Annotated in this window: 21 protein-coding genes; 7 read left to right on the top strand and 14 right to left on the bottom strand. The window is 63.3% G+C overall.

Annotation, left to right across the window (positions count from 1 at the left end):
• Positions 1-82: 82 nt before the first annotated feature.
• Both IE053_RS05290 and IE053_RS05285 read left to right on the top strand, forming a co-directional pair.
• Positions 83-1,291 carry a pyridoxal phosphate-dependent aminotransferase gene (locus tag IE053_RS05290; RefSeq protein ID WP_189572889.1) on the top strand — a complete coding sequence of 403 codons (1,209 nt, stop codon included), beginning with the start codon at positions 83-85 and terminating at the stop codon, positions 1,289-1,291.
• A gap of 92 nt (positions 1,292-1,383) precedes the next feature.
• Positions 1,384-1,830 (top strand): Dps family protein, encoded by a 447-nt coding sequence (locus tag IE053_RS05285; protein WP_189572887.1) that lies wholly within the window; start codon positions 1,384-1,386, stop codon positions 1,828-1,830.
• Here IE053_RS05285 and IE053_RS05280 read toward each other — a convergent pair.
• Positions 1,827-2,114 (bottom strand): hypothetical protein, encoded by a 288-nt coding sequence (locus tag IE053_RS05280; RefSeq protein ID WP_189572884.1) that lies wholly within the window; start codon positions 2,112-2,114, stop codon positions 1,827-1,829. The two genes, IE053_RS05285 and IE053_RS05280, sit on opposite strands and share 4 nt — an antisense overlap.
• A 98-nt stretch (positions 2,115-2,212) precedes the next feature.
• Between IE053_RS05280 and glyS the strand changes: the two genes are divergently transcribed.
• From glyS to IE053_RS05265, 3 genes are all read left to right on the top strand, one after another.
• On the top strand, positions 2,213-4,240 hold the full coding sequence (glyS, locus tag IE053_RS05275; RefSeq protein ID WP_189572881.1) for a glycine--tRNA ligase subunit beta: 2,028 nt from the start codon (positions 2,213-2,215) through the stop codon (positions 4,238-4,240).
• A gap of 16 nt (positions 4,241-4,256) precedes the next feature.
• Positions 4,257-6,950: a pyruvate, phosphate dikinase gene (gene ppdK, locus IE053_RS05270; RefSeq protein WP_189572878.1), complete on the top strand. Its 2,694-nt coding sequence runs from the start codon at positions 4,257-4,259 to the stop codon at positions 6,948-6,950.
• A 70-nt stretch (positions 6,951-7,020) separates the two neighbouring features.
• Positions 7,021-7,824 (top strand): cell wall hydrolase, encoded by an 804-nt coding sequence (locus IE053_RS05265; protein WP_229786067.1) that lies wholly within the window; start codon positions 7,021-7,023, stop codon positions 7,822-7,824.
• Here the strand turns inward: IE053_RS05265 and nadC are convergent.
• The 5 genes from nadC to IE053_RS05240 all read right to left on the bottom strand — a co-directional run bounded on the left by nadC (position 7,821) and on the right by IE053_RS05240 (position 13,130).
• Positions 7,821-8,666, bottom strand: a complete 846-nt coding sequence (nadC, locus tag IE053_RS05260) for a carboxylating nicotinate-nucleotide diphosphorylase (RefSeq protein WP_189572875.1) — start codon at positions 8,664-8,666, stop codon at positions 7,821-7,823. The genes IE053_RS05265 and nadC overlap by 4 nt on opposite strands.
• Positions 8,663-10,201, bottom strand: a complete 1,539-nt coding sequence (locus IE053_RS05255; RefSeq protein WP_189572872.1) for an L-aspartate oxidase — start codon at positions 10,199-10,201, stop codon at positions 8,663-8,665. Before IE053_RS05255 ends, nadC begins: the two co-directional genes overlap by 4 nt.
• A gap of 6 nt (positions 10,202-10,207) precedes the next feature.
• Positions 10,208-11,299, bottom strand: a complete 1,092-nt coding sequence (gene nadA, locus IE053_RS05250) for a quinolinate synthase NadA (RefSeq protein ID WP_189572869.1) — start codon at positions 11,297-11,299, stop codon at positions 10,208-10,210.
• A 220-nt stretch (positions 11,300-11,519) separates the two neighbouring features.
• Positions 11,520-12,503: an NUDIX hydrolase gene (locus IE053_RS05245; protein ID WP_189572867.1), complete on the bottom strand. Its 984-nt coding sequence runs from the start codon at positions 12,501-12,503 to the stop codon at positions 11,520-11,522.
• Positions 12,504-12,548: 45 nt separating this feature from the next.
• Entirely contained in the window at positions 12,549-13,130 is a 582-nt protein-coding gene (locus IE053_RS05240; protein ID WP_189572864.1) for a YfbR-like 5'-deoxynucleotidase, read from the bottom strand.
• A gap of 640 nt (positions 13,131-13,770) precedes the next feature.
• Between IE053_RS05240 and IE053_RS05235 the strand changes: the two genes are divergently transcribed.
• Positions 13,771-14,127 carry a GIY-YIG nuclease family protein gene (locus IE053_RS05235; RefSeq protein WP_189572861.1) on the top strand — a complete coding sequence of 119 codons (357 nt, stop codon included), beginning with the start codon at positions 13,771-13,773 and terminating at the stop codon, positions 14,125-14,127.
• A gap of 272 nt (positions 14,128-14,399) precedes the next feature.
• On the opposite strand, the gene IE053_RS05230 is transcribed toward IE053_RS05235, so the two are convergent.
• The 7 genes from IE053_RS05230 to IE053_RS05200 all read right to left on the bottom strand — a co-directional run bounded on the left by IE053_RS05230 (position 14,400) and on the right by IE053_RS05200 (position 20,516).
• Complete coding sequence (locus tag IE053_RS05230) at positions 14,400-15,518, bottom strand: beta-ketoacyl-ACP synthase III (protein WP_189572858.1); 1,119 nt, start codon at positions 15,516-15,518, stop codon at positions 14,400-14,402.
• 104 nt (positions 15,519-15,622) lie between these two features.
• Positions 15,623-16,192: a DNA-3-methyladenine glycosylase I gene (locus IE053_RS05225; RefSeq protein WP_189572855.1), complete on the bottom strand. Its 570-nt coding sequence runs from the start codon at positions 16,190-16,192 to the stop codon at positions 15,623-15,625.
• Between the two features lie 396 nt (positions 16,193-16,588).
• Positions 16,589-17,389 (bottom strand): CAF17-like 4Fe-4S cluster assembly/insertion protein YgfZ, encoded by an 801-nt coding sequence (gene ygfZ, locus IE053_RS05220; RefSeq protein ID WP_189572852.1) that lies wholly within the window; start codon positions 17,387-17,389, stop codon positions 16,589-16,591.
• Complete coding sequence (locus tag IE053_RS05215) at positions 17,386-17,724, bottom strand: hypothetical protein (protein ID WP_189572849.1); 339 nt, start codon at positions 17,722-17,724, stop codon at positions 17,386-17,388. Before IE053_RS05215 ends, ygfZ begins: the two co-directional genes overlap by 4 nt.
• A complete protein-coding gene (gene metC / locus IE053_RS05210) occupies positions 17,721-18,875 on the bottom strand; it encodes a cystathionine beta-lyase (RefSeq protein WP_189572847.1) in 1,155 nt (384 codons plus the stop codon). Before metC ends, IE053_RS05215 begins: the two co-directional genes overlap by 4 nt.
• Complete coding sequence (locus IE053_RS05205; protein WP_189572844.1) at positions 18,872-19,411, bottom strand: GNAT family N-acetyltransferase; 540 nt, start codon at positions 19,409-19,411, stop codon at positions 18,872-18,874. Before IE053_RS05205 ends, metC begins: the two co-directional genes overlap by 4 nt.
• 118 nt (positions 19,412-19,529) lie before the next feature.
• Entirely contained in the window at positions 19,530-20,516 is a 987-nt protein-coding gene (locus IE053_RS05200; RefSeq protein ID WP_189572841.1) for a cysteine synthase A, read from the bottom strand.
• A gap of 112 nt (positions 20,517-20,628) precedes the next feature.
• Here IE053_RS05200 and IE053_RS05195 point away from each other — a divergent pair, with 112 nt between their 5' ends.
• Positions 20,629-21,519: an isopenicillin N synthase family dioxygenase gene (locus tag IE053_RS05195; RefSeq protein WP_189572838.1), complete on the top strand. Its 891-nt coding sequence runs from the start codon at positions 20,629-20,631 to the stop codon at positions 21,517-21,519.
• A 3-nt stretch (positions 21,520-21,522) separates the two neighbouring features.
• Here IE053_RS05195 and IE053_RS05190 read toward each other — a convergent pair whose 3' ends face one another.
• Positions 21,523-22,260, bottom strand: a complete 738-nt coding sequence (locus IE053_RS05190; protein WP_189572835.1) for a peptidoglycan-binding domain-containing protein — start codon at positions 22,258-22,260, stop codon at positions 21,523-21,525.
• Positions 22,261-22,444: the final 184 nt, after the last annotated feature.

The following is a 22,444-nucleotide window of genomic DNA, read 5'->3' as shown; positions in this document are numbered from 1 at the left end:
CGCCCCCAGCATTGGGCTTGTTGCTTTAGGTCAAGATTCGCCCGCGATTCCCAATGCTGCCTTGTCCGGAGAAGGCCGCGCAATGACCAACCTCATCGTCTCCGAAGCCCTTGGCAGGGTCGCGCCGTCGCCGACCATCGCCGTCAGCCAGAAGGCAAGGGACCTCAAGGCCAAAGGCTGTGATGTCATTGCCCTCGCTGCAGGAGAGCCGGACTTTCCGACGCCTGAACATATTGCCGAGGCTGGGATCAAGGCGATCCGCGACGGCCATACCGGCTACACGGCGGTCGACGGCATTCCTGAGCTCAAGGACGCAGTGGCCGCGAAGTTTGCGCGCGACAACAACCTCACTTATGACGCGGGCACGGAGATTGCCGTCACCTCCGGCGGCAAGTTCGCGATCTACGCTGCGATGATGGCGACGCTGAATCCCGGCGACGAGGTGATCGTCCCGGCTCCTTATTGGGTCAGCTATCCGGACATTGTGAAACTCTGCGGCGCAAAGCCTGTGATCGTCGAGATGAAGCCCGAAGACGGTTTCAGGCTCGACCCGCAGGCGCTGGAGGCAGCGATCACGCCCAAGACTCGCTGGCTGATCCTCAACTCGCCCGGCAACCCGACCGGAAGCGTGATGGAGGAGCCGCATTTGCGCGCAATTGCGGACGTGCTGCTCAAGCATCCGAAAGTCTGGGTGCTGACGGATGATATTTACGAGCATGTCATCTATGATGCGACCTTCGCGACGATTGCCCAGGTCGAGCGGAAGCTAAAAGAACGCACACTGACAATGAATGGTGCGTCCAAGGCCTATTCCATGACCGGCTGGCGCATTGGCTATGTCGGCGGCCCGTCCTCCCTGATCGCGGCGATGCGCAAGCTGGCGAGCCAGACCACCACCAATCCCTGTTCGATCAGCCAGTGGGCGGCTGTGGCGGCGCTCAATGGCGACCACGGCTTCCTTGCCGAGCGGAACAAGGCGTTCCGCGCGCGGCGGGACCATCTCCTCGACGTCCTCGGCAAGGCGCCCGGTTTGAGCGTGAACAAGCCCGAGGGGGCCTTCTATCTCTTCTTCAGTTGCGAGGGCCTGCTTGGCGGCAAGGTTGGAGAGAGGATTCTCGAAACCGATCTCGAAGTCGCAGAAGCGCTTCTTGAGGAGGAACTGGTCGCGCTGGTGTCGGGAACGGCATTCGGCAAGGCGCCGTTCCTGCGCCTGTCCTACGCCGCCTCGATGGAGGAACTCGAAGAAGCCGGCAAACGCATCACCAGATTCTGTGAGCGGGTGGAGCGCTAGCCCTATCGACAGGATCGATGGGTCTTAGCGGAACCTTTCATTTTGCGGATAGGCCCGCCATTTCTATATCCCGGTTGAAAGGGAGAATGACCATGACGGACACGACCAAAACCGCTGAAGCCCTGAAGCGCGTTCTGGGGGACACCTACGCGCTGTATCTCAAGACGCACGGTTACCACTGGAATGTGGAGGGCCCGAACTTCAAGAGCCTGCACGAGCTTTTTGAACTGAACTACACGCAGATGTGGCAGAGCATGGACGAGATCGCCGAGCGCATCCGCGCCCTTGGCGTCTATGCCCCGATGGGTGCGGAGCTTGCCCAGCTTGCCGCCATCGACAGCACGGATAACAGCGTCCCGTCAGCCAATGCGATGGTGCAGAACCTCGTCAGCGGCCACGAAACCTTCCTTGAAGGCGCAAAGAAGGCGCTCGACATTGCCCAAGAGGCTGGTGATCCGGCGACGGAGGGACTCTTGGCCGACCTCATCACGGCGCATGAAAAAATGGCCTGGATGCTGCGTTCGAGCCTCGAGCGCTAGTCGTAGCGCCTGCGGGGGTCTGTCTTCTCCAGAGCCTCCGCGATCTTCTTGGGTGCGTGTTTGGTCGCGATGGCGGCCTGCTTGTCGAGGGTGTCGTTGTAGGTCCGGTTGAACCGGAGCCAAGCGGCGATGCGCGGGCTGCCCATCACCAGGAGACCCATGCCAATGGCAACCAGCAGGATGCCCATCGGCAGTGGCGAGATAGCCAACAGCACGCCGAACAGGACGAGAACCCCGCCTCCGACCAGCGTCGCAACCCGCCTGATCTTTTCACCGAAGCTCATGTTGACGAGAACGCAGGAGCCGGCGCGCTGGTTCCTTTCACAACTCTCTGGGCCGTGTTGGTTGCAGCGCGAAAGAACGCGTTCTATGGCGCGGCGTTATGCCGAGTCTTCTCCTTGAGCTGTTCTCCGAAGAAATCCCCGCGCGCCTTCAGGCGAAGGCCGCTGCTGACCTCGAACGCCTGCTGACGGGCAAGCTCGAGGACGCAGGGCTCAGCTGGGAGAGAGTTGAAACCTTCTATGGTCCCCGTCGGCTGACCCTGACCATGGACGGCTTGCCTGATGCCTCGCCGGACACCCGTGAAGAACGCAAGGGTCCGAAGGTCGGTGCGCCGGAGAAGGCGATCCAGGGTTTCCTGCGCGGCGCGGGTCTTTCGGACATCTCCGAGGCGCAAATTCAGGAGACGAAAAAGGGCCCAGTTTACGTCGCGGTCATCGAGACGAAGGGACGCCCGACCAGCGAGGTCGTGACCGAGGCCCTGCGCGGGACGATCACCGATTTCCCTTGGCCGAAGTCCCAGCGCTGGGGCGATGGCGACCTGCGCTGGGTCAGGCCGCTTCGCGGCATCTTGCTGGCGCTTGGCGGCAAGCCCGTTCCGTTCTCGCTGGAGAATGGCAGCCAGCCGATCGAGGCGGGGCTGACGACGAAGACTCACCGTGTTCTGGGCGGTGGCGAAGCCACGGTCGCGTCCTTTGCCGACTACGAACAGGTGCTGCACGAAGGCCGGGTGGTCCTGCGCGCTGAGGAGCGCAAGGCGCGGATCATGGAGGGGGCCAAGGCTCTCTGTGCGAATGAGGGGCTGGATCTGGTCGAGGATCAAGGGCTGCTCAATGAAGTGGCGGGCCTCGCCGAATGGCCGACGCCGAAACTAGGCACCTTCGACGAGAAGTTCCTGGCGCTGCCCGATGAGGTCATCACAGCGGCGATGCGCGGGCACCAGAAATATTTCTCCGTACGCGATCCGAAGGCCGGCCGCCTTGCGCCGCGCTTTGTCACCGTGGCGGATATCGAGTCGGGCGAGGGGATGCTTGCCGGTTATGAACGTGTGCTGACGGCCCGGCTGTCGGATGCGCTCTTCCTCTACAACAACGACCTCAAGAAGCCGCTGGAGAAGCACGCTGAGAAGCTCAGTGGTGTGACGTTCTTCGAAGGCCTCGGCACCATCGCTGACAAGGTCGAGCGCGTCGCTGCGCTGGCCCGCGAGCTGGCCCCGGCCTGTGGTGCGGACCCGGATCAAGCCGAGCGCGCGGCGCGCCTCGCTAAGGCGGACCTCGCCTCGGAGATGGTCTACGAATTTCCCGAGCTGCAGGGCCTGATGGGCCGCTACTATGCGCTGGCGCAAGGCGAGAGCGACGTGATCGCCGATGCTATCCGCGACCACTACAAGCCGCAGGGGCAGTCGGATGATTTGCCTACGAACCCTGTGGGTGTGGCGGTGAGCTTGGCGGATAAGCTCGATACGCTGGCGGCGTTCTGGAGAATTGACCAGAAGCCGACAGGCTCACGCGACCCGTTCGCGCTTAGGCGGGCTGCGTTGGCGGTGATCCGGATGGTGCTCGAGAACGATCTCCGCCTGAACGTGAGCGAATATGTGTCTGGCGAATTTTCTGCCGACCTCCTCGCCTTCTTCCACGACCGTCTGACTGTCTATTTCCGGGACCAGGGTTTCCGGCATGACCGGGTGGCGGCTGTGCTGGAGGAAGGGGCGGATGATTTCGTCCTGATCGAGAAAAAGCTGAAGGCGCTGTCGGATTTCCTCGACACCGAGGACGGCGCCAACCTCTCCGCAGCGTACAAACGCGCGGCGAACATCCTGAAGGCCGAGGCGAAAAAGGGCGATCTGCCCGAGGCTTCGCCGGATCCGACCCTCTTCGAAGAAGATCAAGAGCGCGCGCTCAACGACGCGCTCGATGAAGCGGAAACTAAGGCTAGGGACTCGCTGGAAGCCGAGGATTTCGCGAGCGCGATGCGCGCACTCTCGGCCGTGCGGCCTGTCATGGATGCGTTCTTTGACGGGGTCACAGTCAATTCGGACAAGCAGGAATTGCGCGCGAACCGTTTGGCGCAACTCTTGCGTTTCCGGGATGTTGTCAAATTGGTGGCCGACTTCGATCGGCTCGAAGGTTGAGAGACGGGGTATCCAAATGAGCGGCGCAGCTCCTGAGAAGATGGTGTACGCCTTCGGCGGCGGTAAAGCCGAAGGCCGGTCGGGGATGAAGAACCTCCTCGGCGGGAAAGGTGCGAACCTCGCCGAGATGGCCAATTTGGGGCTGCCGGTCCCGCCGGGCTTCACGATCACCACAGAGGTCTGCACGGCCTACTACGCCAACGACCGTCAGTACCCCGAGGGCCTGAAAGAGGAAGTCGAGAAGGCGCTGGGCGAAGTCGAAAGGATCACCGGGAAGAAATTCGGTGATCCCTCCAACCCTCTCCTCGTCTCGGTCCGCTCCGGTGCTCGGGCTTCGATGCCGGGCATGATGGACACGGTCCTCAACCTCGGCCTCAACGACGACACTGTCGCGGGTCTCGCCAAGCTTTCGGGCGACGAACGCTTCGCCTATGACAGCTACCGCCGCTTCATCCAGATGTATTCGGACGTGGTCCTTGGCGTGGCGCACCACACGTTCGAGGAAATCCTCGATACGTATAAGGACGATCGCGACTACGTTCTCGACACGTCGATGACCGCCGAGGACTGGCAGGCTGTGATTGCGGAGTACAAGGAAGCCGTCGAGAGCGCCCTCGGCAAACCCTTCCCCCAAGATCCGCAGGAGCAGCTCTGGGGCGCGATTGACGCGGTCTTCGGTTCGTGGATGAACGAGCGTTCGAAGACCTACCGCCGACTGAACAACATCCCCGCGGAGTGGGGCACGGCGGTCAACGTGCAAGCCATGGTCTTTGGCAATATGGGCGAGACCTCCGCGACCGGCGTGGCCTTCACCCGTAACCCTTCGACCGGCGAGAAGCGGGTCTATGGCGAGTTCCTCATCAATGCGCAGGGCGAGGACGTCGTTGCCGGTATCCGCACGCCGCAGAGCCTGACCAAGCAGTCCCGTGAGGAGCAGGGCTCGGACGAACCCTCCCTCGAAGAGGCGATGCCCGAGACCTACAAGGAACTCGCGGCGGTCTTCCAGAAGCTCGAAGACCACTATCGCGACATGCAGGACATCGAGTTCACGATCGAGCAGGGCAAGCTCTACATGCTGCAGACCCGCAACGGAAAGCGGACTGCGAAGGCGGCTCTCAAGATCGCTGTCGATCTCTGTGCCGAGGGCAAGATCTCCGAAGACGAAGCTGTCATGCGCGTCGATCCCGCAGCGCTCGACCAGCTCCTCCATCCATCGCTCGATCCGAATGCGGAGCGCGACCTCATCGCCAAGGGCCTGCCGGCCAGTCCGGGCGCTGCCTCCGGCGAGGTGGTCTTCACCGCCGACGAAGCCGAGCGCCTGGCGCAGGAAGGCAGGCGCGTCATGCTCGTCCGGGTGGAGACGAGCCCTGAAGACATCCACGGCATGCACGCTGCGGCGGGGATCGTCACTGCCCGCGGCGGCATGACCTCCCACGCCGCCGTGGTGGCCCGCGGCATGGGACGGGCCTGTGTCTGCGGCGCTGGCGACCTCAAGATCGAGAAGGACGGCTCCAAATTCACCGTGCACGGACGTGAGGTGAAGAAGGGCGACCAGATCACCATCGATGGCTCGACCGGCGAGATCTTCTTTGGCGCCGTTGCCACCATCGAACCTGAACTTTCCGGCGACTTCGGCAAGCTGATGGAGTGGGCCGACAAACATCGCCGCATGCGGGTTCGCGCCAATGCGGAAACCCCGCTCGACGCCAAGACCGCCCGCGGCTTCGGCGCCGAGGGCATCGGCCTTTGCCGCACCGAGCACATGTTCTTCGACGCAGACAGGATCAACGTCGTCCGCGAGATGATCCTCGCCGACAATGAACAGGGGCGCCGCGCGGCCCTCGACAGGCTGCTGCCCTTCCAGCGCGGCGATTTCGAGCAGCTGTTCAGGGAGATGAAAGGCCTTCCGGTCACGATCCGTCTCCTCGATCCGCCGCTACACGAATTCCTTCCGCACGGAGAGAAAGAAATCGGAGAGGTGGCCAACGCCCTTGGCCGCGACGTCAAGGACGTGAAGGACCGCCTCAGCCAGCTCCATGAGCAAAACCCGATGCTCGGCCATCGCGGTTGCCGCCTTGCGGTCAGCTATCCCGAAATCGCCGAGATGCAGGCGCGCGCCATCTTCGAGGCCGCCATCGCCATCGGCAAGGAAACCGGCGACCCGGTCCAGCCGGAGATCATGGTGCCACTCGTCAGCACCAAGAAGGAATTGGACCTCGTCAAGGACCGCATCGACGCGGTGGCCCAGAAGGTGTTCGCCGAGGCAGGCGAGAAGCTCGTCTACACCGTCGGCACGATGATCGAACTGCCGCGTGCCGCGCTCACCGCAGACAAGATCGCGCACTCGGCCGAGTTCTTCTCTTTCGGCACGAATGACCTGACGCAGACGACCTTCGGCCTCAGCCGTGACGATGCCGGCTCGTTCCTGCCGAACTACCTGCGCCACAACATCCTGGACCAGGACCCTTTCGTCAGCCTCGACCAGGAAGGCGTCGGCCAGCTCGTCGCGATCGGGGCGCAGAAAGGGCGGGAGACCCGCTCGCTCATCAAGCTCGGTATCTGCGGCGAGCATGGCGGTGATCCGGCCTCGATCTCCTTCTGCGAGGGAATCGGCCTCGATTATGTCAGCTGCTCGCCATACCGCGTGCCGATAGCACGGCTGGCCGCTGCACAGGCATCGCTTGCTGCGAAAAAAAGAGCGGAAGGCTGACCTAACGTGTTCTTATGTTGAGCGGTGCAACCTTGCTGTTGCATTGCTCAGCGCTGATCACGACTTCTCCATGACTGGGGAAGGGGAGACCGAACTCTTGCAGGCCCGAAAGCCGACGAAAATCAAGGGGCTCAAACGAAGCCTTTCGCTGATTCTGGTTATCGTCGCTGTCATTTCAGCGACGATGCTGATGTCGCGTCAGGACGAGGTCGTCGCTTCGGTCGAGGTCTGGGCTTCGGATATTTTCGAGCAAGCCGCGCTCGAGCGCGCGGAGGTCCCCGACGCGGTTGTCGTGAGCGCAATCGATTTGCTCGATGAAGCCGGTTTTGACGGCCGCGCGATCTCCACCGATCTGTTGCTCGCTGGGGTTCCTTCAAACCTCTTCTCCCTGCCGAACTATTCTCCGTTCGAGCTTTCCGAGGAGCAGAAGAAAGAGCGGAACTGTCTTGCGCAGGCGATCTATTACGAAGCGCGGAACCAGCCCGTTCTGGGCCGGATCGCCGTTGCCGATGTCGTCCTCAACCGTGTTGCCGACCGGCGCTTCCCCTCGACCATCTGCGGCGTGGTGTTCCAGGGGCAGGGCAAGAGCTACGGCTGTCAGTTCAGCTTTGCCTGTGACGGCAGCCTGAACAGGCCGCGTGAACCGCGGGCGTGGGACAGGGCCGAGGCACTGGCCGATGTGATCTACCGGGGTTTCCGCCCGCCGCTGACGAATTTCGCGACGTTCTACCATGCCGATTATGTCGATCCTTACTGGGCAAAGGCATTCGACCAGACGCGGGTGATCGGCGACCACATCTTCTTCCGCCCACCGGGGACGCTGAAGCTTGCCGCGAACCGGCTCGGCATCGATCTCGAGGAGTTGTCGAGCTAGGCGACGAGCTCCATCCCGATATCGAGCGCCGTCGCCGAGTGCGTGAGAGCGCCGACCGAGATCACATCGACGCCTGTTGCCGCGATGGTGCGGACGGTGTCGAGGTTCACTCCTCCTGATGCTTCGAGCACGCAACGCCCCTTCGTGATGGTCACCGCTTCACGGAGCGTATCGGCGGTCATGTTGTCGAGAAGAATGATGTCAGGTTTTGCTTCAAGTGCAGTGGCAAGCTGGTCGAGCGTGTCGACTTCGACCTCGATCTTCACCGTGTGCCCCGCAAAGGCGCGCGCCTTGGCGATGGCCTGAGCGATCGATCCCGCAGCGGCGATGTGGTTGTCCTTGATCATCACCGCGTCGGTGAGGCTCATCCTGTGGGTCATCCCGCCGCCGCAGCGCACCGCGTGCTTCTGGACCAACCGAAGGCCGGGAAGCGTCTTCCGCGTGGCAGCGATGCGCGCCTTCGTGCCCTGGACCCTGCCAACATAGTCCGCAGTCAGCGCAGCGATGCCGCACATATGGCTGAGGATGTTGAGAGCGGTTCGCTCTGCCGTCAGGAGCGAGGCGGCCGAGCCTCTCGCTTCAAGGAGTGTCGCCCCCGCCGCGAAGGGATCGCCGTCCGTGGCTCTGGCGGTTACCTCGAGGGTGGGATCGACCATGCGGAAGACAAGAACGGCAACGCCGACACCGGCAGCGCACCCCTCGGACCTGGCGTTCAGCGTGGCCATGGCTTCCGTCTTCGGATCAATCGTCGCAAGGGTTGTCAGGTCACCGCCCTGCGCGAGATCTTCTTCAAGGCTGCGAAGGATGAGCGGCTTCAGCAGTTCATCAGGGATCGGGTTCATGCGTTCACGTCCTCCCATTCTGTCACGATGTCCGAGCCGCGAAGCGTCATCAGGCTGTGCCGTGCCTTGGCCGCAAGTTCGATATGGTCTGTCCGCTGATGAGCCCCTCGGCTCTCTTCGCGCGCGAGGGCAGAGGATAGCACGAGCTTGGCCGTCAGGAGGGCCAGCCTGTGGCCCACCGTATCCGGGTGCTGTGCTTCGATGAAGTCGAGCGCAGCACAGAGTCCCGTCCGGTTGCGAAGCAGGCCTGCCTTGTCCGCCATCGTGCGTCGCAGCGGTTTCAGGTTATCGGGCCGACCGTGGCCCAGGGTTTCCGGTGCGACGTCCTTGATCCCCGGCTTCCTGATGTCGCGGCTTCTCAGGGCCTCGGCAATGCGTGTACCGAACACAATGGCTTCCAGCAGCGAATTGGAGGCAAGGCGATTGGCGCCGTGGACTCCTGTGCTGGCGCATTCGCCGACAGCGAAGAGGCCCTTGATGCTGGTCTGACCGTTGATATTCGTCCGTACACCGCCCATGTGATAGTGAGCGGCTGGCGCGATGGGAAGCAGGTCCTTCGCCGGGTCGATGCCGGCTTCCCGGCAGGCCGCGTCGACAGTGGGGAAGCGCTCCGCGAATGCTTCGCCAATCGCTTCCCGAACGTCCAGGAAAGCGCCGCCGGTTTCAGCAATGGCCTGCGCCACACCCCGCGCGACGACGTCCCGCGGCGCAAGTTCGGCCTGCGGATGATGCCTGAGCATGAAGCGGTCGCCATCCCCGTCGAGAAGATGCGCGCCTTCGCCCCTGATCGCTTCGGTGGCGAGGGGAGCCGGATCGCGACCGACATCGAGCCCGGTGGGGTGAAACTGGACGAATTCGAGATCGCGCAGGGTCGCACCAGCCTCCGCCGCAAGCGCGATGCCTTGTCCCTGGCTGAAGAGTGGATTGGTGGTCACAGCGTAGAGACCGCCGAGCCCGCCCGTGGCGAGGATCACGGCACCGGCCGTCAGGAAGAGGGGCCGCTGCCCTTCGATGTCCCAGAGCTCTGCGCCGCAGACGCCGTCGGCATCCGTAATCAGCCTTTCCGCGATGATCCGTTCACGAAGTTCGATGTGCCCGGCGGAGCGCGCGGCCTCGACAAGGCAGTTCATGATGGCGGCACCGGCCTCGTCACCGCCGACATGGACGATGCGCTCGCGGCCGTGGGCAGCCTCGCGCCCGAGCCTGAATGAGCCGTCCTCCATACGGTCGAACGGGACGCCCAGCTCGGCCAGTGACTGCACTGCGTCGGGCCCGCCCTCGGTCAGGACCCGGACAGCCTCGCGATCACAGAGGCCTGCGCCTGCGGTGAGGGTGTCTTCAGCGTGAAGGGCGGGGCTGTCGTCAGGTCCGATCGCGGCAGCGAGCCCACCCTGCGCCCAAGAGGAGCTTCCATGCCCGAGCGCACCGGCGGTGACGACAGTGACCGGATGTGGCGCAAGCCTGAGTGCGGTCCAGAGCCCGGCGATGCCTCCTCCGATGATGAGAACGCTTCCCCGCGCCCCGGTGACGTCCACCGTGGTCTAGCGGTGCTCGACCGAGATCACGTCGCCGCCATGTCCTCTGGTGAAGGCAGCAGGTGAGGACGGGTTCGGCAGTTCGATCATGCGCTCCACGGCTTCACGGGCGCGGGCAGCGATGACCGGATCGACCGTGACTTCGTGGGTCATGGTCTCGAGTGCCATCTGGATGCCTTCGAGGGTGATCCGCTTCATGTGTGGGCACAGATTGCAGGGCCTGACGAAGTCGACGCCCGGATTCTCCAGCGCGACATTGTCCGACATCGAACATTCGGTGATGAGGACCACTTGGCGCGGCTGTTCCTTTGCAACGTAGCCAGACATGGCCGCGGTGGAACCGGCATAGTCAGCCTCGGCGAGGACATCCGGCGGGCATTCGGGATGGGCGAGAACCACGACGCCGGGATTGGCGGCCCGCATCTCCCTGATGTCGTCGGCGGTGAAACGCTCATGCACCTCGCAGGAGCCAGCCCAGGTGATGACCTTCTTGTCGGTCATGCGGGCGACGTTCTTCGCAAGATATTGGTCAGGGATCAGAATGACCTCGTCCGTGCCGAACTCATGGCAGATGTGTTCGACCACTTGCACGGCGTTGGACGAGGTGCAGCAGATGTCGGTCTCCGCCTTCACGTCCGCCGTGGTGTTCACATAGGTGACGACCGGCACGCCGGGATAGCGCTCCTTGAGAAGGCGCACATCCGCGCCCGTGATCGACGAGGCGAGGGAGCAACCCGCTTCCATCGACGGAATCAGGACTGTTTTCCCGGGCGCGAGGATCTTCGAGGTCTCGGCCATGAAGTGAACACCGGCCTGCACGATCACCGATGCGTCCGTCTTTGCCGCCTCGCGTGCCAGTTGCAGGCTGTCGCCACGGATGTCGCCGACGCAGGCAAAAATCTCCGGGGTCATGTAGTTGTGCGCAAGAATGACCGCGTTGCGCTCTTCCTTGAGCTGGTTGATGCGGGCGATCACAGGAGCCATCAAATCCCATTCGAAACGCGGAATCTTGGCGGAAACGAGTGGGTAGAGGTGATCTGTCATGGCCCGGACCTGTTCCGGCGACAGCTCTTCCATTCCGTTCTCAAAGGCTGCCATGGGCTTGGCTCCGACTTTTGCTCACTGCGAGTATATGGCGTCCCGGTCACATCGGGGCAAGGGCTTTTTCAGCGCAGGTGAACCCCTTGAAATCAAGATAGTTTCACCGACCCGGTTGGGGGCGCGAGAAGCGGCTCACGCCGAGCTCAATCTTGTTCAATGCGGCCGGGGACCGACCAGCCCCGTCGCCGAGCCTGTTCACGTTAGCGGTGCCGTCGGGTCATTTGGTCGAAGAACCTTTTGACGGCTCTGGCGACGACACGACCTGACGCGCCGGGATCTTGAGCCTCGGCAGGGTCAGCCCTGTTGCGGTGGCGACATCGGCGAGGGGACCGGCGCGGTAAAGCGCGGCGGGCCTTCCCTTGGTCTGCTGCGCCGTCTGCGATGTCTTCTCCACGAGCCCTGCTGACTCCACGGAGCGGCGGAAGTTCTGCTTGTGGACGGAGAAACCGAGCAGTGCCTCCACGGCGCTCTGCAGCGTGCTCAAGGTGAAGGTTTCGGGAATGAGTTTGAAGATCACCGGGCGGTAGCGCAGCTTGCCGCGCAGGCGCCCGATCGCAGTCGCCAGGATCCGTCTGTGGTCGGAAATCATCGCCTCGCCGAAGAGCTCGGGCCCCTCGACCCCGTCACGGTCCCGGTGGGCCTCGGCCACGAGGCGGGCTTCGTACATCAGCTCGTATCGGTCGAGGGCGCGTTCTTCCTCCCAGCAGTCATCAGCGCTGAAGAATGTGCTGCGCAGCCGCTCCTGCCGGTCTTCATGATCGCCTGCCCACCGGTAAAGCTGTCCGGCAATCACCTGCCGCAGGTCCTGGCCCTCCGCACGCTGATCCTCCCATGGGAAAAAGCGGTACCAGGGCAGCCACGCGGCGCTTTCAAGGCTAGGCTCCGTCGCTTCGGGGGAGAGGGCGAGATAGCCGACCGAGACGATACGGTCCGCTTCGTCGCCGGAGACGAGCGAAGCACGGGGAGCCTCACGGCCCTTGTCGCCAAAAGTGTAGAGCTGCTCGACATAGCCAAGGGGCACGGCGGTCTGGCGCTCGACGAAATCGCGCAGGGCAAGCTCGAAGGTGCGGTGCTCATCGGGGTCGAAACGGCCAAACGGCAGGCCCCAGCCACCGGGCCGCTTGACGCACAGGACATGGGGCTCGCCGTCACGCAGGGCGGTGAGCGCGATGTTGAGACCGATGACAAGCCTGTGTTCCACCGGTTGCGTGTGAGCGTTTTGGAGGAGCGCTTCAAGGGGCGCGCCTCATTGCAGCTCCGCGAACCGCTGGAGGTAGAGCGTCTGGCTCTCCTCGGTGGACAGGATCTCGAGTGTCAGGGGCTCGACTTTCTTCGGTACGGGGAAGAGTTTTTCGGCCTCCTCGACCGAGAAGCCTGCGAGCTGGGTCGCCTCGAAATAGGCGCAGGCGCGGTCGGCTTTCTTGATGAGCTTCTCGACTTCGGCAGGCAGCTCAGGCGGCAGGCCAAAGCGGATATGGATGGCCCGGTGGAGGCCGTGCTCCACCTTCTTGTAGTTGCCGCCGAGCACCGCCTTGAAGGGCGAGATCATGTCACCGATGACGTATTCCGGCGCGTCGTGGAGGAGGGCGGCCAGCTGCCACTCCCGTGGCCAGCTGGGTTTCATCTGCATGCACATGTCGAGCACGACGACCGAGTGCTGGGCCACGTTGAAAGGCTGTGTACCGATGGTCTGGCCATTCCAGCGCGCGACCCTCGCAAGGCCGTGGGCGATATCCTCGATCTCGACGTCGAGCGGCGAGGGATCGAGAATGTCGAGACGTCGGCCGGACAGCATCCGCTGCCATGCGCGGGGCGGGTTCTTGGTCATTCAGGTCGTTTAGCGAGGCATGATGGCGGCGTCACGACCGGGCTTTCCACGTCTCGATCGCAGCGCGGCGAAGAGCCAAGGAGACGGGCGATAGGCAGCACGAGGAGCCGCCCGTGGGCGGTTGGGAAACTCGCGCGCGGCTGTCGCAGCGGAGGATCGTATTTGTTCTGTGCCGCGGCATGAGGCTTTCCAGGGCCGACCGCGCGCGAGGCCGGGTCTGCCTCAGTTCTCGGACGGCCGAACATCAGCTCACGCCCTTGAACGTCCGTGCTTCTTCTTTTTGGCGCTACCGCTCGCTCTCGCTCGCTCTCGCTCGCTCTCGTTCGCTCTTTGAGCGCGTGCTGACGCTTTCGCGTCGGCGGTGCATAGCGACGAGATCGGTAGGGCCGAAGACGGACAGTCCCGACACGAACAGAGCACCAGACGACGGATCCTGACCTCCCGCAGTCTGTTCGATGGGGGGAGTTTAGGAGATGGGGTGCGGGCGGGGATAAGTTGCTTTGTCATTCCGGGGCGCTCGGAGAGCGAGCCCGGAACCGATACAGCGCGACGTTTGGGTCCCGGGCTCCGCTGCGCGGCCCCGGGATGACAGCTGCTGAGAACGCTCGACAGGAGTTCCTGTTTTGTTCACAGTGAACAAATGGACCAAAACTATGCCGTTTACCTCATGGCATCGCGCCACAGCGGCACCCTTTACGTAGGCGTGACGCGCGATCTGAAGCGGCGAGTTTGGGAGCATCGCACCGATTACCGCGAGGGTTTCACCAGCAAGTATGCGGTACACCGACTGGTCTGGTTCGAAATGCACTCCGACATCCAAGCCGCCATCGCGCGTGAGAAAGCGATCAAGAAATGGCGCCGACAATGGAAGATCAACCTGATCGAAGAGCGCAATCTCGACTGGAATGATCTCTACCCGTCACTCTTCGGAATGACCCAGCGCCAATTCAACACCTGTCATTCCGGGGCGCTCGAAGAGCAAGCCCGGAACCCATAGAGCGACCCTGTATGGGTCCCGGGCTCAGGCTCCGCCTGCCCCGGGATGACAGTACCTAGCGTTTGTCCAGGAAACCTTGGGCGAAAAATGCTATGATGGAAGTGAACGTCGCTGCGCCTGCGCCGACGCCGAACAAGACGAAGAGAGAGAACTGCGAGTCCGGGTTGTCTGGGATCGGAAATAGAACGCCGAATAGTGTTCCGAAAGCCATCACCGCCAGAACAATGGCTGCAGCTATGCAGAGGATGCCGATTTTGGACAGGGGTTGCACCTTAACAAGCCCGCACAATAATCGAGCCAGCGCTGTACCCCGCACCGAACCCTGAGATCACACCCAGCGCACCACTCTCCATATCGTCCTTATGCTTATGGAAGGCGATGATCGACCCCGCCGAACTCGTGTTCGCGTACTCATCCAAAATCACAGGAGCTTCTTCCGGGGACGGATCGCGACCCAGGAGTTTCTTGGCGATCAGGACGTTCATGTTGAGGTTGGCCTGGTGGAGCCAGAAGCGGCTGACTTCGGCCTTGTCGATGCCTTCGTCCTCGAGATGCTCGCCGATCATGGCGGCGACCATGGGGACGACCTCCTTGAAGACCGAGCGACCGTTCTGCTTGAACAGCTTGTCCGTCTTCGGATCGTCCGTGTCGATCACTTCGTCTTCGCTCGGGTTGAGGAAGCCGAAATTGTTGCGAATGTTATTCGAGAACTGGGTCTTCAGCCGCGTGCCGAGGATGTCGAAGGCGCCTTTCGGGGCTTCGCCTTCGGGCTTGCCGATGATGACCGCGGTCGCGACATCGCCGAAGATGAAGTGGCCATCGCGGTCCTTGAAGTTGATATGCGCGGTGCAGATCTCCGGATTGACCATCAGCACACGGCGCGCGCCGGTCTCGAGGAGGCCGACGGCGGTCTGGATGCCGAAGCTGGCCGACGCGCAGGCGACGTTCATGTCGAAGCCGTAGCCGTCGATGCCGAGGGCGCTCTGGATCTCCACCGCCATGGCCGGGTATTGCCGCTGCATGTTCGAGGCGGCGCAGATGACCGCGTCGATGTCTTCCGCCGTGAAGCCGCCGCGCTCCATCGCGTCCTTCGCGGCCTTCACGCCCATCTCGGCCATGATCGAAATCTCGTCATTCGGGCGGCTCTTGAGGATCGGGCGCATGCGCTCGGGGTCGAGGGGGCCCTTCTTGTCGAGGACGTAGCGGCTCTTGATGCCCGAGGCCTTCTCGATGAACTCGGCGGAGGAGGGCTCGAGCTGTTCGCCGTCCGGGTTCTCGGCGTTCCACTTGGCGACGAAGGCGTTGTAGGCCTCGACCAGCTCCTCGTTCGAGATCGATTGCTCCGGCGTGAAGAGGCCGGTCGAGAGGATGCGGGCGATGGCGGGCTTCATGGGACCTCACGGGGGTGGTGTTCTGATGTCCCGACTTTGTGCGCCTGTGCGCGGGAGGGATCAACCGGGAGTGGGTCTCAACGGGTTACGGATTGTGGAGGCGGTTAGCTGAGCTCTTCGTGCCGGAAGCAGCAGGTGAGGTGGTCGTTCACCATGCCGACCGCCTGGGCGAAGGCGTAGACGATGACGGGGCCGCAGAAGGTGAAGCCTCGTTTCTTGAGGTCTTTCGCCATCTGTTCAGAGACGGGGGTCTTGGCGGGCATGTCCTCGATGCGTTCGAGATTGGTCTGGACCGGGCTGCCGCCCCAGTAGCTCCAGAGCCATTCGGAGAAGCTCTCCTTCTCCATGACCGCGAGCCAGCTCCGGGCGTTCTTGCGGGCGCCCTCGATCTTGAGGCGGGAGCGGATGATGCCGGCATTGCCGAGCAGTTCCTCGATCTTGGCCTCGTCGTAGCGGGCGATCTTCTCCGGGTCGAAGCCGTCGAAAGCCTCGCGGAAATTCTCGCGCTTGTGGAGGATGGTGCGCCAGGAGAGACCCGCCTGGAAGCCGTCGAGGATGAGCTTCTCGAAGAGCGCGCGGTCGTCATATTCGGGCACGCCCCATTCAGTGTCGTGGTAGTGCTCGTAAAGCGCGTCGCCGGGCGTGGGCCAGGGGCAGCGGGTGGGGTCAGTCATCGCTCGCCCCTTCTGCGCTTAAGCCCGAGACGCCTGTAGTAGACCGCCACGATACCGCCCAGGGACCCGCTCACTGCACTGAGGGCGGCGACAGGGAGCGATATGAAACGTTGCCAAGTGATGGGTTCGGGCACCTCTGAAGCGAACATTGCAATCGGAAATGCGGGAAGCGCCGCAAGACAGCCGATAATGAGTCCGTCGACATAGAGCAGGTCACGCTTTCTCAGGATCAGTAGAAGGAGCGGTGCGCCGATCAGAAACGCGCCGGGCCAGGAAAATACCCAAGCGACGATCGCGAAGGGACCGAAAAGAACGAAAAAAGGGACGTTGGCTACGTTCGTGGCAATGACGATGGCGACTAGGACCTGCCGCCAGATCGGAGGGTGCACTGTCCGCTCACGCAAGATAAGCCGGCTTCCGGATCTTCAGCTGCAGGTCGAAGCCGTTGTGGAGGGCGAAGCATTCCGCACCCTGAATGCGGTCGAGACGCATGATGGCGAGGCCTTCGCCGCCGATCATCGAGGTGACGGTGCCGACGATGTTGCCGCGCTGGCGCAGGGTGGTGCCGCGGGGGAGGTCGGCGTCGCCGTAGACCTTTAGCGTGCGCTTCCTGATCTCGCCCTTCCTGAACATGCGGCTTGCCACTTCCTGACCGACAAAGCAGCCTTTCTTGTAGTCGACGGCGCCGAGGGCGTCGAGATTGACGTCCATCGGGAAGACATCCCCTGAATGATAGTCGAGGCCGAACTCGGGGATGCCGAGGCGGCGCATGAGCTGGAAGAAGCTGGGGTTTTTCGGGCCTTCCACGAGGGGGCCTAGGGTGTACCAGCGTTTGCCTAGCCCCTCCATTCTGGGGTCGCTGCCTGCATCTTCCGGTGCGAGGTGGTCAGGCGCCACGAAGACACCGCCGGGGACCTTTTCGAAGGTCGCGCGGGCGCGCATCTTGTACATGTTGAGCTGTTTGGCCAGCGGCGCGCCGCGGCCCTGGAAGACGTCGATCAGGAAGCCATTGGTGAGCCGGTGCAGGTACATGACATCGAGCACCTTCCCCTGGGGTGTCAGGAGACAGGCATAGACGATGTCGCCGGGCTTCTTGCCCGAGACGTCTGCACTGAGCACGCTGTTGAGCAGCTGCTCCGCATCTGGCCCTTCCGCGTTGATGAGGTCCCGCGCCAGAGCCGTCGGTTTGAAGCTCATAGCTCGGGCAAGCTCTCCTCCTGGACGGCGGTGCTGCGGCCCACGGGCTCGAGCTCGAACTCGGCATCGGCCGCGCCGACCGGAATCGTCAGCGCCAGCGGCTTGTAGCCGGCCTTGCCGAGGATGACCTCGATCTCCCGGCTGTAATCCACGCGGCACGGGGTCAGGCATTCGCCGTCAGGATAAATCAGTGTGGCACCGCTGGGAATTGTCTGGATGATGGTTCCGGGCGCGGCGTTCCGGTTGGGTCGGGCGATCGCGAGACCTTCGGGCAGCCCTGTGGTCTCGCACGCGGCGAGCAACACCAGCACAGCGGCAATACCAATGCTTCTCACGGTCTCGCCTCCACAGACGCCTTATCGAACGCCTGTGCTAAATCGTTGGTTAAGTCGTCAATGGCCTCAAGCCCCGCGTGAAAACGGAGGAGTTGGCCATCGACGTCCCAGGATGTCGCGCTCCTACAGGATTTTGGCCACGCGGGAAGGCACAAACTCTCATACCCGCCCCAGCTGTATCCGAGGCCATAGAGATTAAGGCTGTCGATAAACTTGCGGACAAAACCTTCGTCCCCGCGCTCGAGGATAACGGAAAAGAGCCCTGACGCGCCGGAGAAATCGCGCTTCCAGAGAGCATGCTGCGGATGGCTCTCAAGGCCGGGGTGAAGGACCTTCGCAACCTCCGGACGGGCCTCGAGCCAGCGGGCGAGGGCAAGGCCCTGGCGCTCATGCTCGCGCAGGCGCAGGGGCAGGGTGCGGAGGCCTCGCAGGACGGTGTAGACGTCGTCGGGCGAGGTCGCGTTGCCGAGAAGCTGGGCGGTCTTGAAGATCTTCTGGCCGACCTTCTCGGTCCGGCTGGCGATGGTGCCGAGGAAAACGTCGGAGTGCCCGCCCATGTATTTCGTCGCCGCCTGGATCGAGATCGCCGCGCCGAACTCTAGCGGTTTCAGGAAAACGCCCCCCCCCCAAGTGTTGTCGACCGTGACGGGAATGTTGCCCGCCGCTTCGCAGATCGCAGGCAGGTCCTGCACCTCGAACGTCAGGGAGCCGGGGCTCTCGGTATGAATGAGGGCGGTCTCTCGCCTGATGAGATCCTTGATGCCGGTGCCGACCAGCGGGTCGTAATAGCGCACGCTGACCCCGCGGGGTTTCAGGAACTGCTCGCAGAAGCTGCGCACGGGGTCATAGGTCGTATCCGTGACCAGAATGTCCGTACCCGGCTCGGCGAAGGCGAGGATTGCGAGGCAGACAGCCGAGAGGCCCGAGCTGGTCAGCGTCACCGAGGCCGCGCTTTCCAGCTCGGCGACAGCCTCCTTCAGCGCATCATGGGTATCGGTGCCGTGACGGCCGTAATAGCGCGGGCGCTTGCGTTCACGGAAGGTGTCATAATCCGGGAACATGACGGTCGAGCCGCGCTCCACGGGCGGATTGACCATCCGTACGCCTTCGCGCGGCCGGCCGACGTGACAGAGCTTGGTGTCTTCCTTCATCCGCGCCACTCGATGATGCCGGTTGCCTGATCGTAGAGCGTGAAGCCTTCGAGCTGGTAGATCTGCAGTGCCCGGGGATTGTCGAGGCTGCAGGTCTCGATAATCACGCGCCCCCGGCGAAGCTGCCAAGCGAGCTCGGTGATCTCCCGGAAAAACCAGCGGCCAAGGCCCTGTCCTTGCGCCTCCGGCAGGAGGCCGAAGAACTTGATCGCGGCGTGGTCGCGCTCGCGGCCGTCGATCTCACCGAAGCCCACGGGCGAGCCCTCCGCATACAGCACATAGATATATGTCTCAGGGTCGTGAATGAGGCGCTTGAGGTCTTCATCTGAAAGGTAACGGCGGGACACCCAGCGGTGCTGCTCACCAATGCCGTCGAAGAGGAAGCGGTAGAACCCGACGGGCGGCTTCTCGGCGCGCATGATGGCAAGCTTGCGGGCAGGGGTCGGCAGCGGCGGGTGGGCCTTGGGCTCCCGCTGTTCGAGGTAGTGGATCGTGACCTCGTGGCGCTCGCAGGGGGTGTTGGGGGCGGCACTCATGGATTGGTTGCCTTGCCTTTCCAAGGGAGTCGGGGAGCGCGCCGGAAACCCATGGAAGGTGCCGTCCGGATCCCGGAATCCGGCTGCGTCGACCAAGGAATATCGGTTTGATCCATCCTTACACCAACCATTTCGGAACAGGCAGGTCGCGTTCGCGGAGCCATTCAGGGTTGAAGAGCTTCGACTGGTAGCGGTTGCCGTAATCGCAGAGCACCGTGACGATGGTGTGCCCCGGTCCCATGTCCTTGGCGAGCTTGACGGCGCCAGCCACGTTGATCCCGGCCGATCCGCCGAGGCACATGCCTTCTTCTTCCGAGAGCTGAAATATCGTTTCGAGGGCTTCGGCGTCAGCGACACGGAAGGGCCTGTCGATTTCGAGGCCTTCGAGATTGGCGGTGATGCGGCCCTGGCCGATGCCTTCCATGACCGAGCCGCCCTCCGTGGTGAGTTCTCCCTTGGTGTAATAATCGAAGAGCTTGGCGCCGTAGGGGTCGGCGAGACCGATGACCACATCCGGCTTTTTCGCGCGCAGGGCCTGCGCGACCCCTGCGAGGGTGCCGCCGGAGCCGACGGCGCAGATGAAGCCGTCGATCTTGCCTTCGGTGTCGCGCCAGATCTCGGGGCCGGTCGTCTGGACATGGGCCTGACGGTTGGCGGTGTTGTCGAACTGGTTGGCCCAGATCGCGTTCTCGGTCTCCTTCGCGAGGCGCTCGGAGACGTGGATGTAGTTGCCGGGGTCGGCGTAAGGCTTCGCGTCGACCTCGATCAGCTCGCCGCCGAGCAAGCGGATGGCGTCCTTCTTCTCCTTGGACTGGGTGCGGGGCATCACGATCTTGACCGAGTAGCCCTTGGCCTTGCCCACCAAGCAGAGGCCGATACCGGTGTTGCCCGCCGTGCCTTCGACAATGGTGCCGCCCGGCTTGAGGCTGCCGTCGGCCTCCGCCGTCTCCACGATCTTCAGGGCGGCGCGGTCTTTCACCGACTGGCCGGGGTTCAGGAACTCCGCCTTGCCGAGGATGGTGCAGCCGGTCTCCTCCGAGGCGCGGCGGAGCTTGATGAGGGGCGTGTTCCCGATGGCACCGAGAACGGAACTGTGGATTGTCATGCCGGGGGACTTAAGTGACGCCGGGGAAAGTGAGAAGACCGCGGCGCTGTAAGGATTTTTGCTGACCCTTGTGAGACTTTACGAGGGTGCCTTGCGGGCGCTAGCGGGGCGCATGGATTCGCAGAACACACCCGCCGTTCCCGTCCTGTCGATCAGGGACGGCATTGACGCTGATGCGCTTTACAAGGCCCTGACCGATACCGGCTTTGTCGTGATCACCGATCACGGGATCGACCTGTCGCGGCTCGAGGACGCGTACAGGGCCGTCGAGGACTTCTTCGCGCTCCCCACCGAGGAGAAGGAGAAATACGTCGTCGGCAAGGATGGCCAGCGGGGCTACACCGCCTTCGGCCGGGAGAATGCCAAGGGCAACGATGTCCCGGACCTCAAGGAATTCTGGCATGTCGGTCGCGAGTCGATCGCACCAAATGTGTGGCCGGAGAGACCCGAAGCTTTCGAGCGCGAGGTGGCGTGGCTCTATGACGAGCTCGATCGGGTGGGGCTGGACATCCTCCGTGCGCTAACGAAGCCGCTCGATGTGGCCGAGGATACCTTTGACAGGATGGCGGCCGGGGGCAACTCGGTGCTGCGGCTTCTTCACTATCCTCCGGTTGCGGAGGATGCGGATCCCAAGGCCGTGCGGGCGGCGGCGCATGAGGACATCAACCTGATCACCCTCCTGGTTTCGGCATCGTCGGCAGGGTTGGAGCTTCTCGACCGGGACGGCAACTGGCGCGCCGTTGAGGCGCCTGCGAATGCGATCATCGCCGACGCGGGGGACATGCTGGCGCGGATCACCAATCAGAGGATCCCTGCGACGACCCATCGGGTCGTGAACCCCGAAGGACCCAATATCTCGCGCTATTCGATGCCGTTCTTCTTGCACCCGAAGCCCGAGGCGGTGCTGTCGGTCTTCCCGCAGTTCCGTGACGGGACGGAGATGGACGACATCACCGGAGGCGAATTCCTAGCGGAACGCCTCCGGGAAATCGGCCTGAGCTAAGTCCTAGCGGCCCGGTCCGCCAAGGGCCGGCTTCACCGGCTCCATGTCCAGCGGCTGCGGTTGCGGCTGGGGCTGGGGTTGGGGCAGGGGCTGCTGCGGACGCGGCTGGGCGGCCGCCTGCTGCGGCGGGAGCTGGCCTGCGAAGAGGCTGATGAGTGTGACGGGATCCGGGAAGCCGGTGGCCTCGATCCCGCGGGCGTTCTGGTACGCCGTGATGGCCGTGCGGGTGCCCGGGCCGAAATCCCCGTCGACGGTGACGTTCTGTCCGGCATCCTTGAGGGCCTGCTGGAGCTTGCGGACGACCGAAGGGTAGAGCGCGGTCTGGTTATCACCCACGACGATCCGCTCGGGCTGCTCTGCCGTCGCTACCCGGTCCGGGCCTAGGGTCCGGATGACCTGCGTCGCGGCGACGGCGAGCGGCTGGTCCGGAAGCGCAGCGCAGGTCTGGACCAGCGCGTTGGCGAGGATCGCCTCGTTCTGCCAGCTCACGAGGTCATAGGTGCCATCGAGGAGCATGTTGGCGGCCGTGAGGTAGCCAGAAAGCCAGGACATCGCGAGGGCAACTTCCGGGCCTTGGCCTGCCTGGGCGGCCTGGACGAAGGTCTGGCAGGGCATCAGCCCGATGCCTTTGACGGCATAGCGGCCTTCGGCGTCGCCTGCCTGCGCGCCGGAGATGCCTGCGGCGCTGATCGCCGTTGCTGCAAGGAGGCCAATGGCCAGTTTCGAAAGCTTGTTACGCATAATCCCTGCGCGACCGCGAGAGGCCGCCCCTGTTTGTTCTCGTTTGTCTCAACCACAGGTGAGGGGGCTCTTCCACAAAGAAGTGATGTAAAATCCCCAACCTCGCCCGCGATCCGCGGATTCCCTGCAATCTTGTGGCCAAAGACGCGCGATCCCGCCTCTACCGTTCGTGATCGGGATGGCT

This window comes from Parvularcula lutaonensis, from assembly GCF_014651915.1.
In the GTDB taxonomy this organism is placed as follows: Bacteria; Pseudomonadota; Alphaproteobacteria; order Caulobacterales; family Parvularculaceae; genus Parvularcula; species Parvularcula lutaonensis.
The sequence above is the reverse complement of the archived record's forward strand: the minus strand, read 5'-3'. Positions and strand labels throughout refer to the sequence as shown.

Excerpts from the sequence above, each read along its gene's own strand:
- IE053_RS05290 (WP_189572889.1), top strand. The coding sequence starts at position 83 with ATGACCAACCTCATCGTCTCCGAAGCCCTTGGCAGGGTCGCGCCGTCG.
- IE053_RS05285 (WP_189572887.1), top strand. The coding sequence starts at position 1,384 with ATGACGGACACGACCAAAACCGCTGAAGCCCTGAAGCGCGTTCTGGGG.
- IE053_RS05280 (WP_189572884.1), bottom strand. The coding sequence starts at position 2,114 with ATGAGCTTCGGTGAAAAGATCAGGCGGGTTGCGACGCTGGTCGGAGGC.
- glyS (WP_189572881.1), top strand. The coding sequence starts at position 2,213 with ATGCCGAGTCTTCTCCTTGAGCTGTTCTCCGAAGAAATCCCCGCGCGC.
- ppdK (WP_189572878.1), top strand. The coding sequence starts at position 4,257 with ATGAGCGGCGCAGCTCCTGAGAAGATGGTGTACGCCTTCGGCGGCGGT.
- IE053_RS05265 (WP_229786067.1), top strand. The coding sequence starts at position 7,021 with ATGACTGGGGAAGGGGAGACCGAACTCTTGCAGGCCCGAAAGCCGACG.
- nadC (WP_189572875.1), bottom strand. The coding sequence starts at position 8,666 with ATGAACCCGATCCCTGATGAACTGCTGAAGCCGCTCATCCTTCGCAGC.
- nadA (WP_189572869.1), bottom strand. The coding sequence starts at position 11,299 with ATGGCAGCCTTTGAGAACGGAATGGAAGAGCTGTCGCCGGAACAGGTC.
- IE053_RS05240 (WP_189572864.1), bottom strand. The coding sequence starts at position 13,130 with ATGACCAAGAACCCGCCCCGCGCATGGCAGCGGATGCTGTCCGGCCGA.
- IE053_RS05235 (WP_189572861.1), top strand. The coding sequence starts at position 13,771 with ATGGACCAAAACTATGCCGTTTACCTCATGGCATCGCGCCACAGCGGC.
- IE053_RS05230 (WP_189572858.1), bottom strand. The coding sequence starts at position 15,518 with ATGAAGCCCGCCATCGCCCGCATCCTCTCGACCGGCCTCTTCACGCCG.
- IE053_RS05225 (WP_189572855.1), bottom strand. The coding sequence starts at position 16,192 with ATGACTGACCCCACCCGCTGCCCCTGGCCCACGCCCGGCGACGCGCTT.
- ygfZ (WP_189572852.1), bottom strand. The coding sequence starts at position 17,389 with ATGAGCTTCAAACCGACGGCTCTGGCGCGGGACCTCATCAACGCGGAA.
- metC (WP_189572847.1), bottom strand. The coding sequence starts at position 18,875 with ATGAAGGAAGACACCAAGCTCTGTCACGTCGGCCGGCCGCGCGAAGGC.
- IE053_RS05205 (WP_189572844.1), bottom strand. The coding sequence starts at position 19,411 with ATGAGTGCCGCCCCCAACACCCCCTGCGAGCGCCACGAGGTCACGATC.
- IE053_RS05200 (WP_189572841.1), bottom strand. The coding sequence starts at position 20,516 with ATGACAATCCACAGTTCCGTTCTCGGTGCCATCGGGAACACGCCCCTC.
- IE053_RS05195 (WP_189572838.1), top strand. The coding sequence starts at position 20,629 with ATGGATTCGCAGAACACACCCGCCGTTCCCGTCCTGTCGATCAGGGAC.
- IE053_RS05190 (WP_189572835.1), bottom strand. The coding sequence starts at position 22,260 with ATGCGTAACAAGCTTTCGAAACTGGCCATTGGCCTCCTTGCAGCAACG.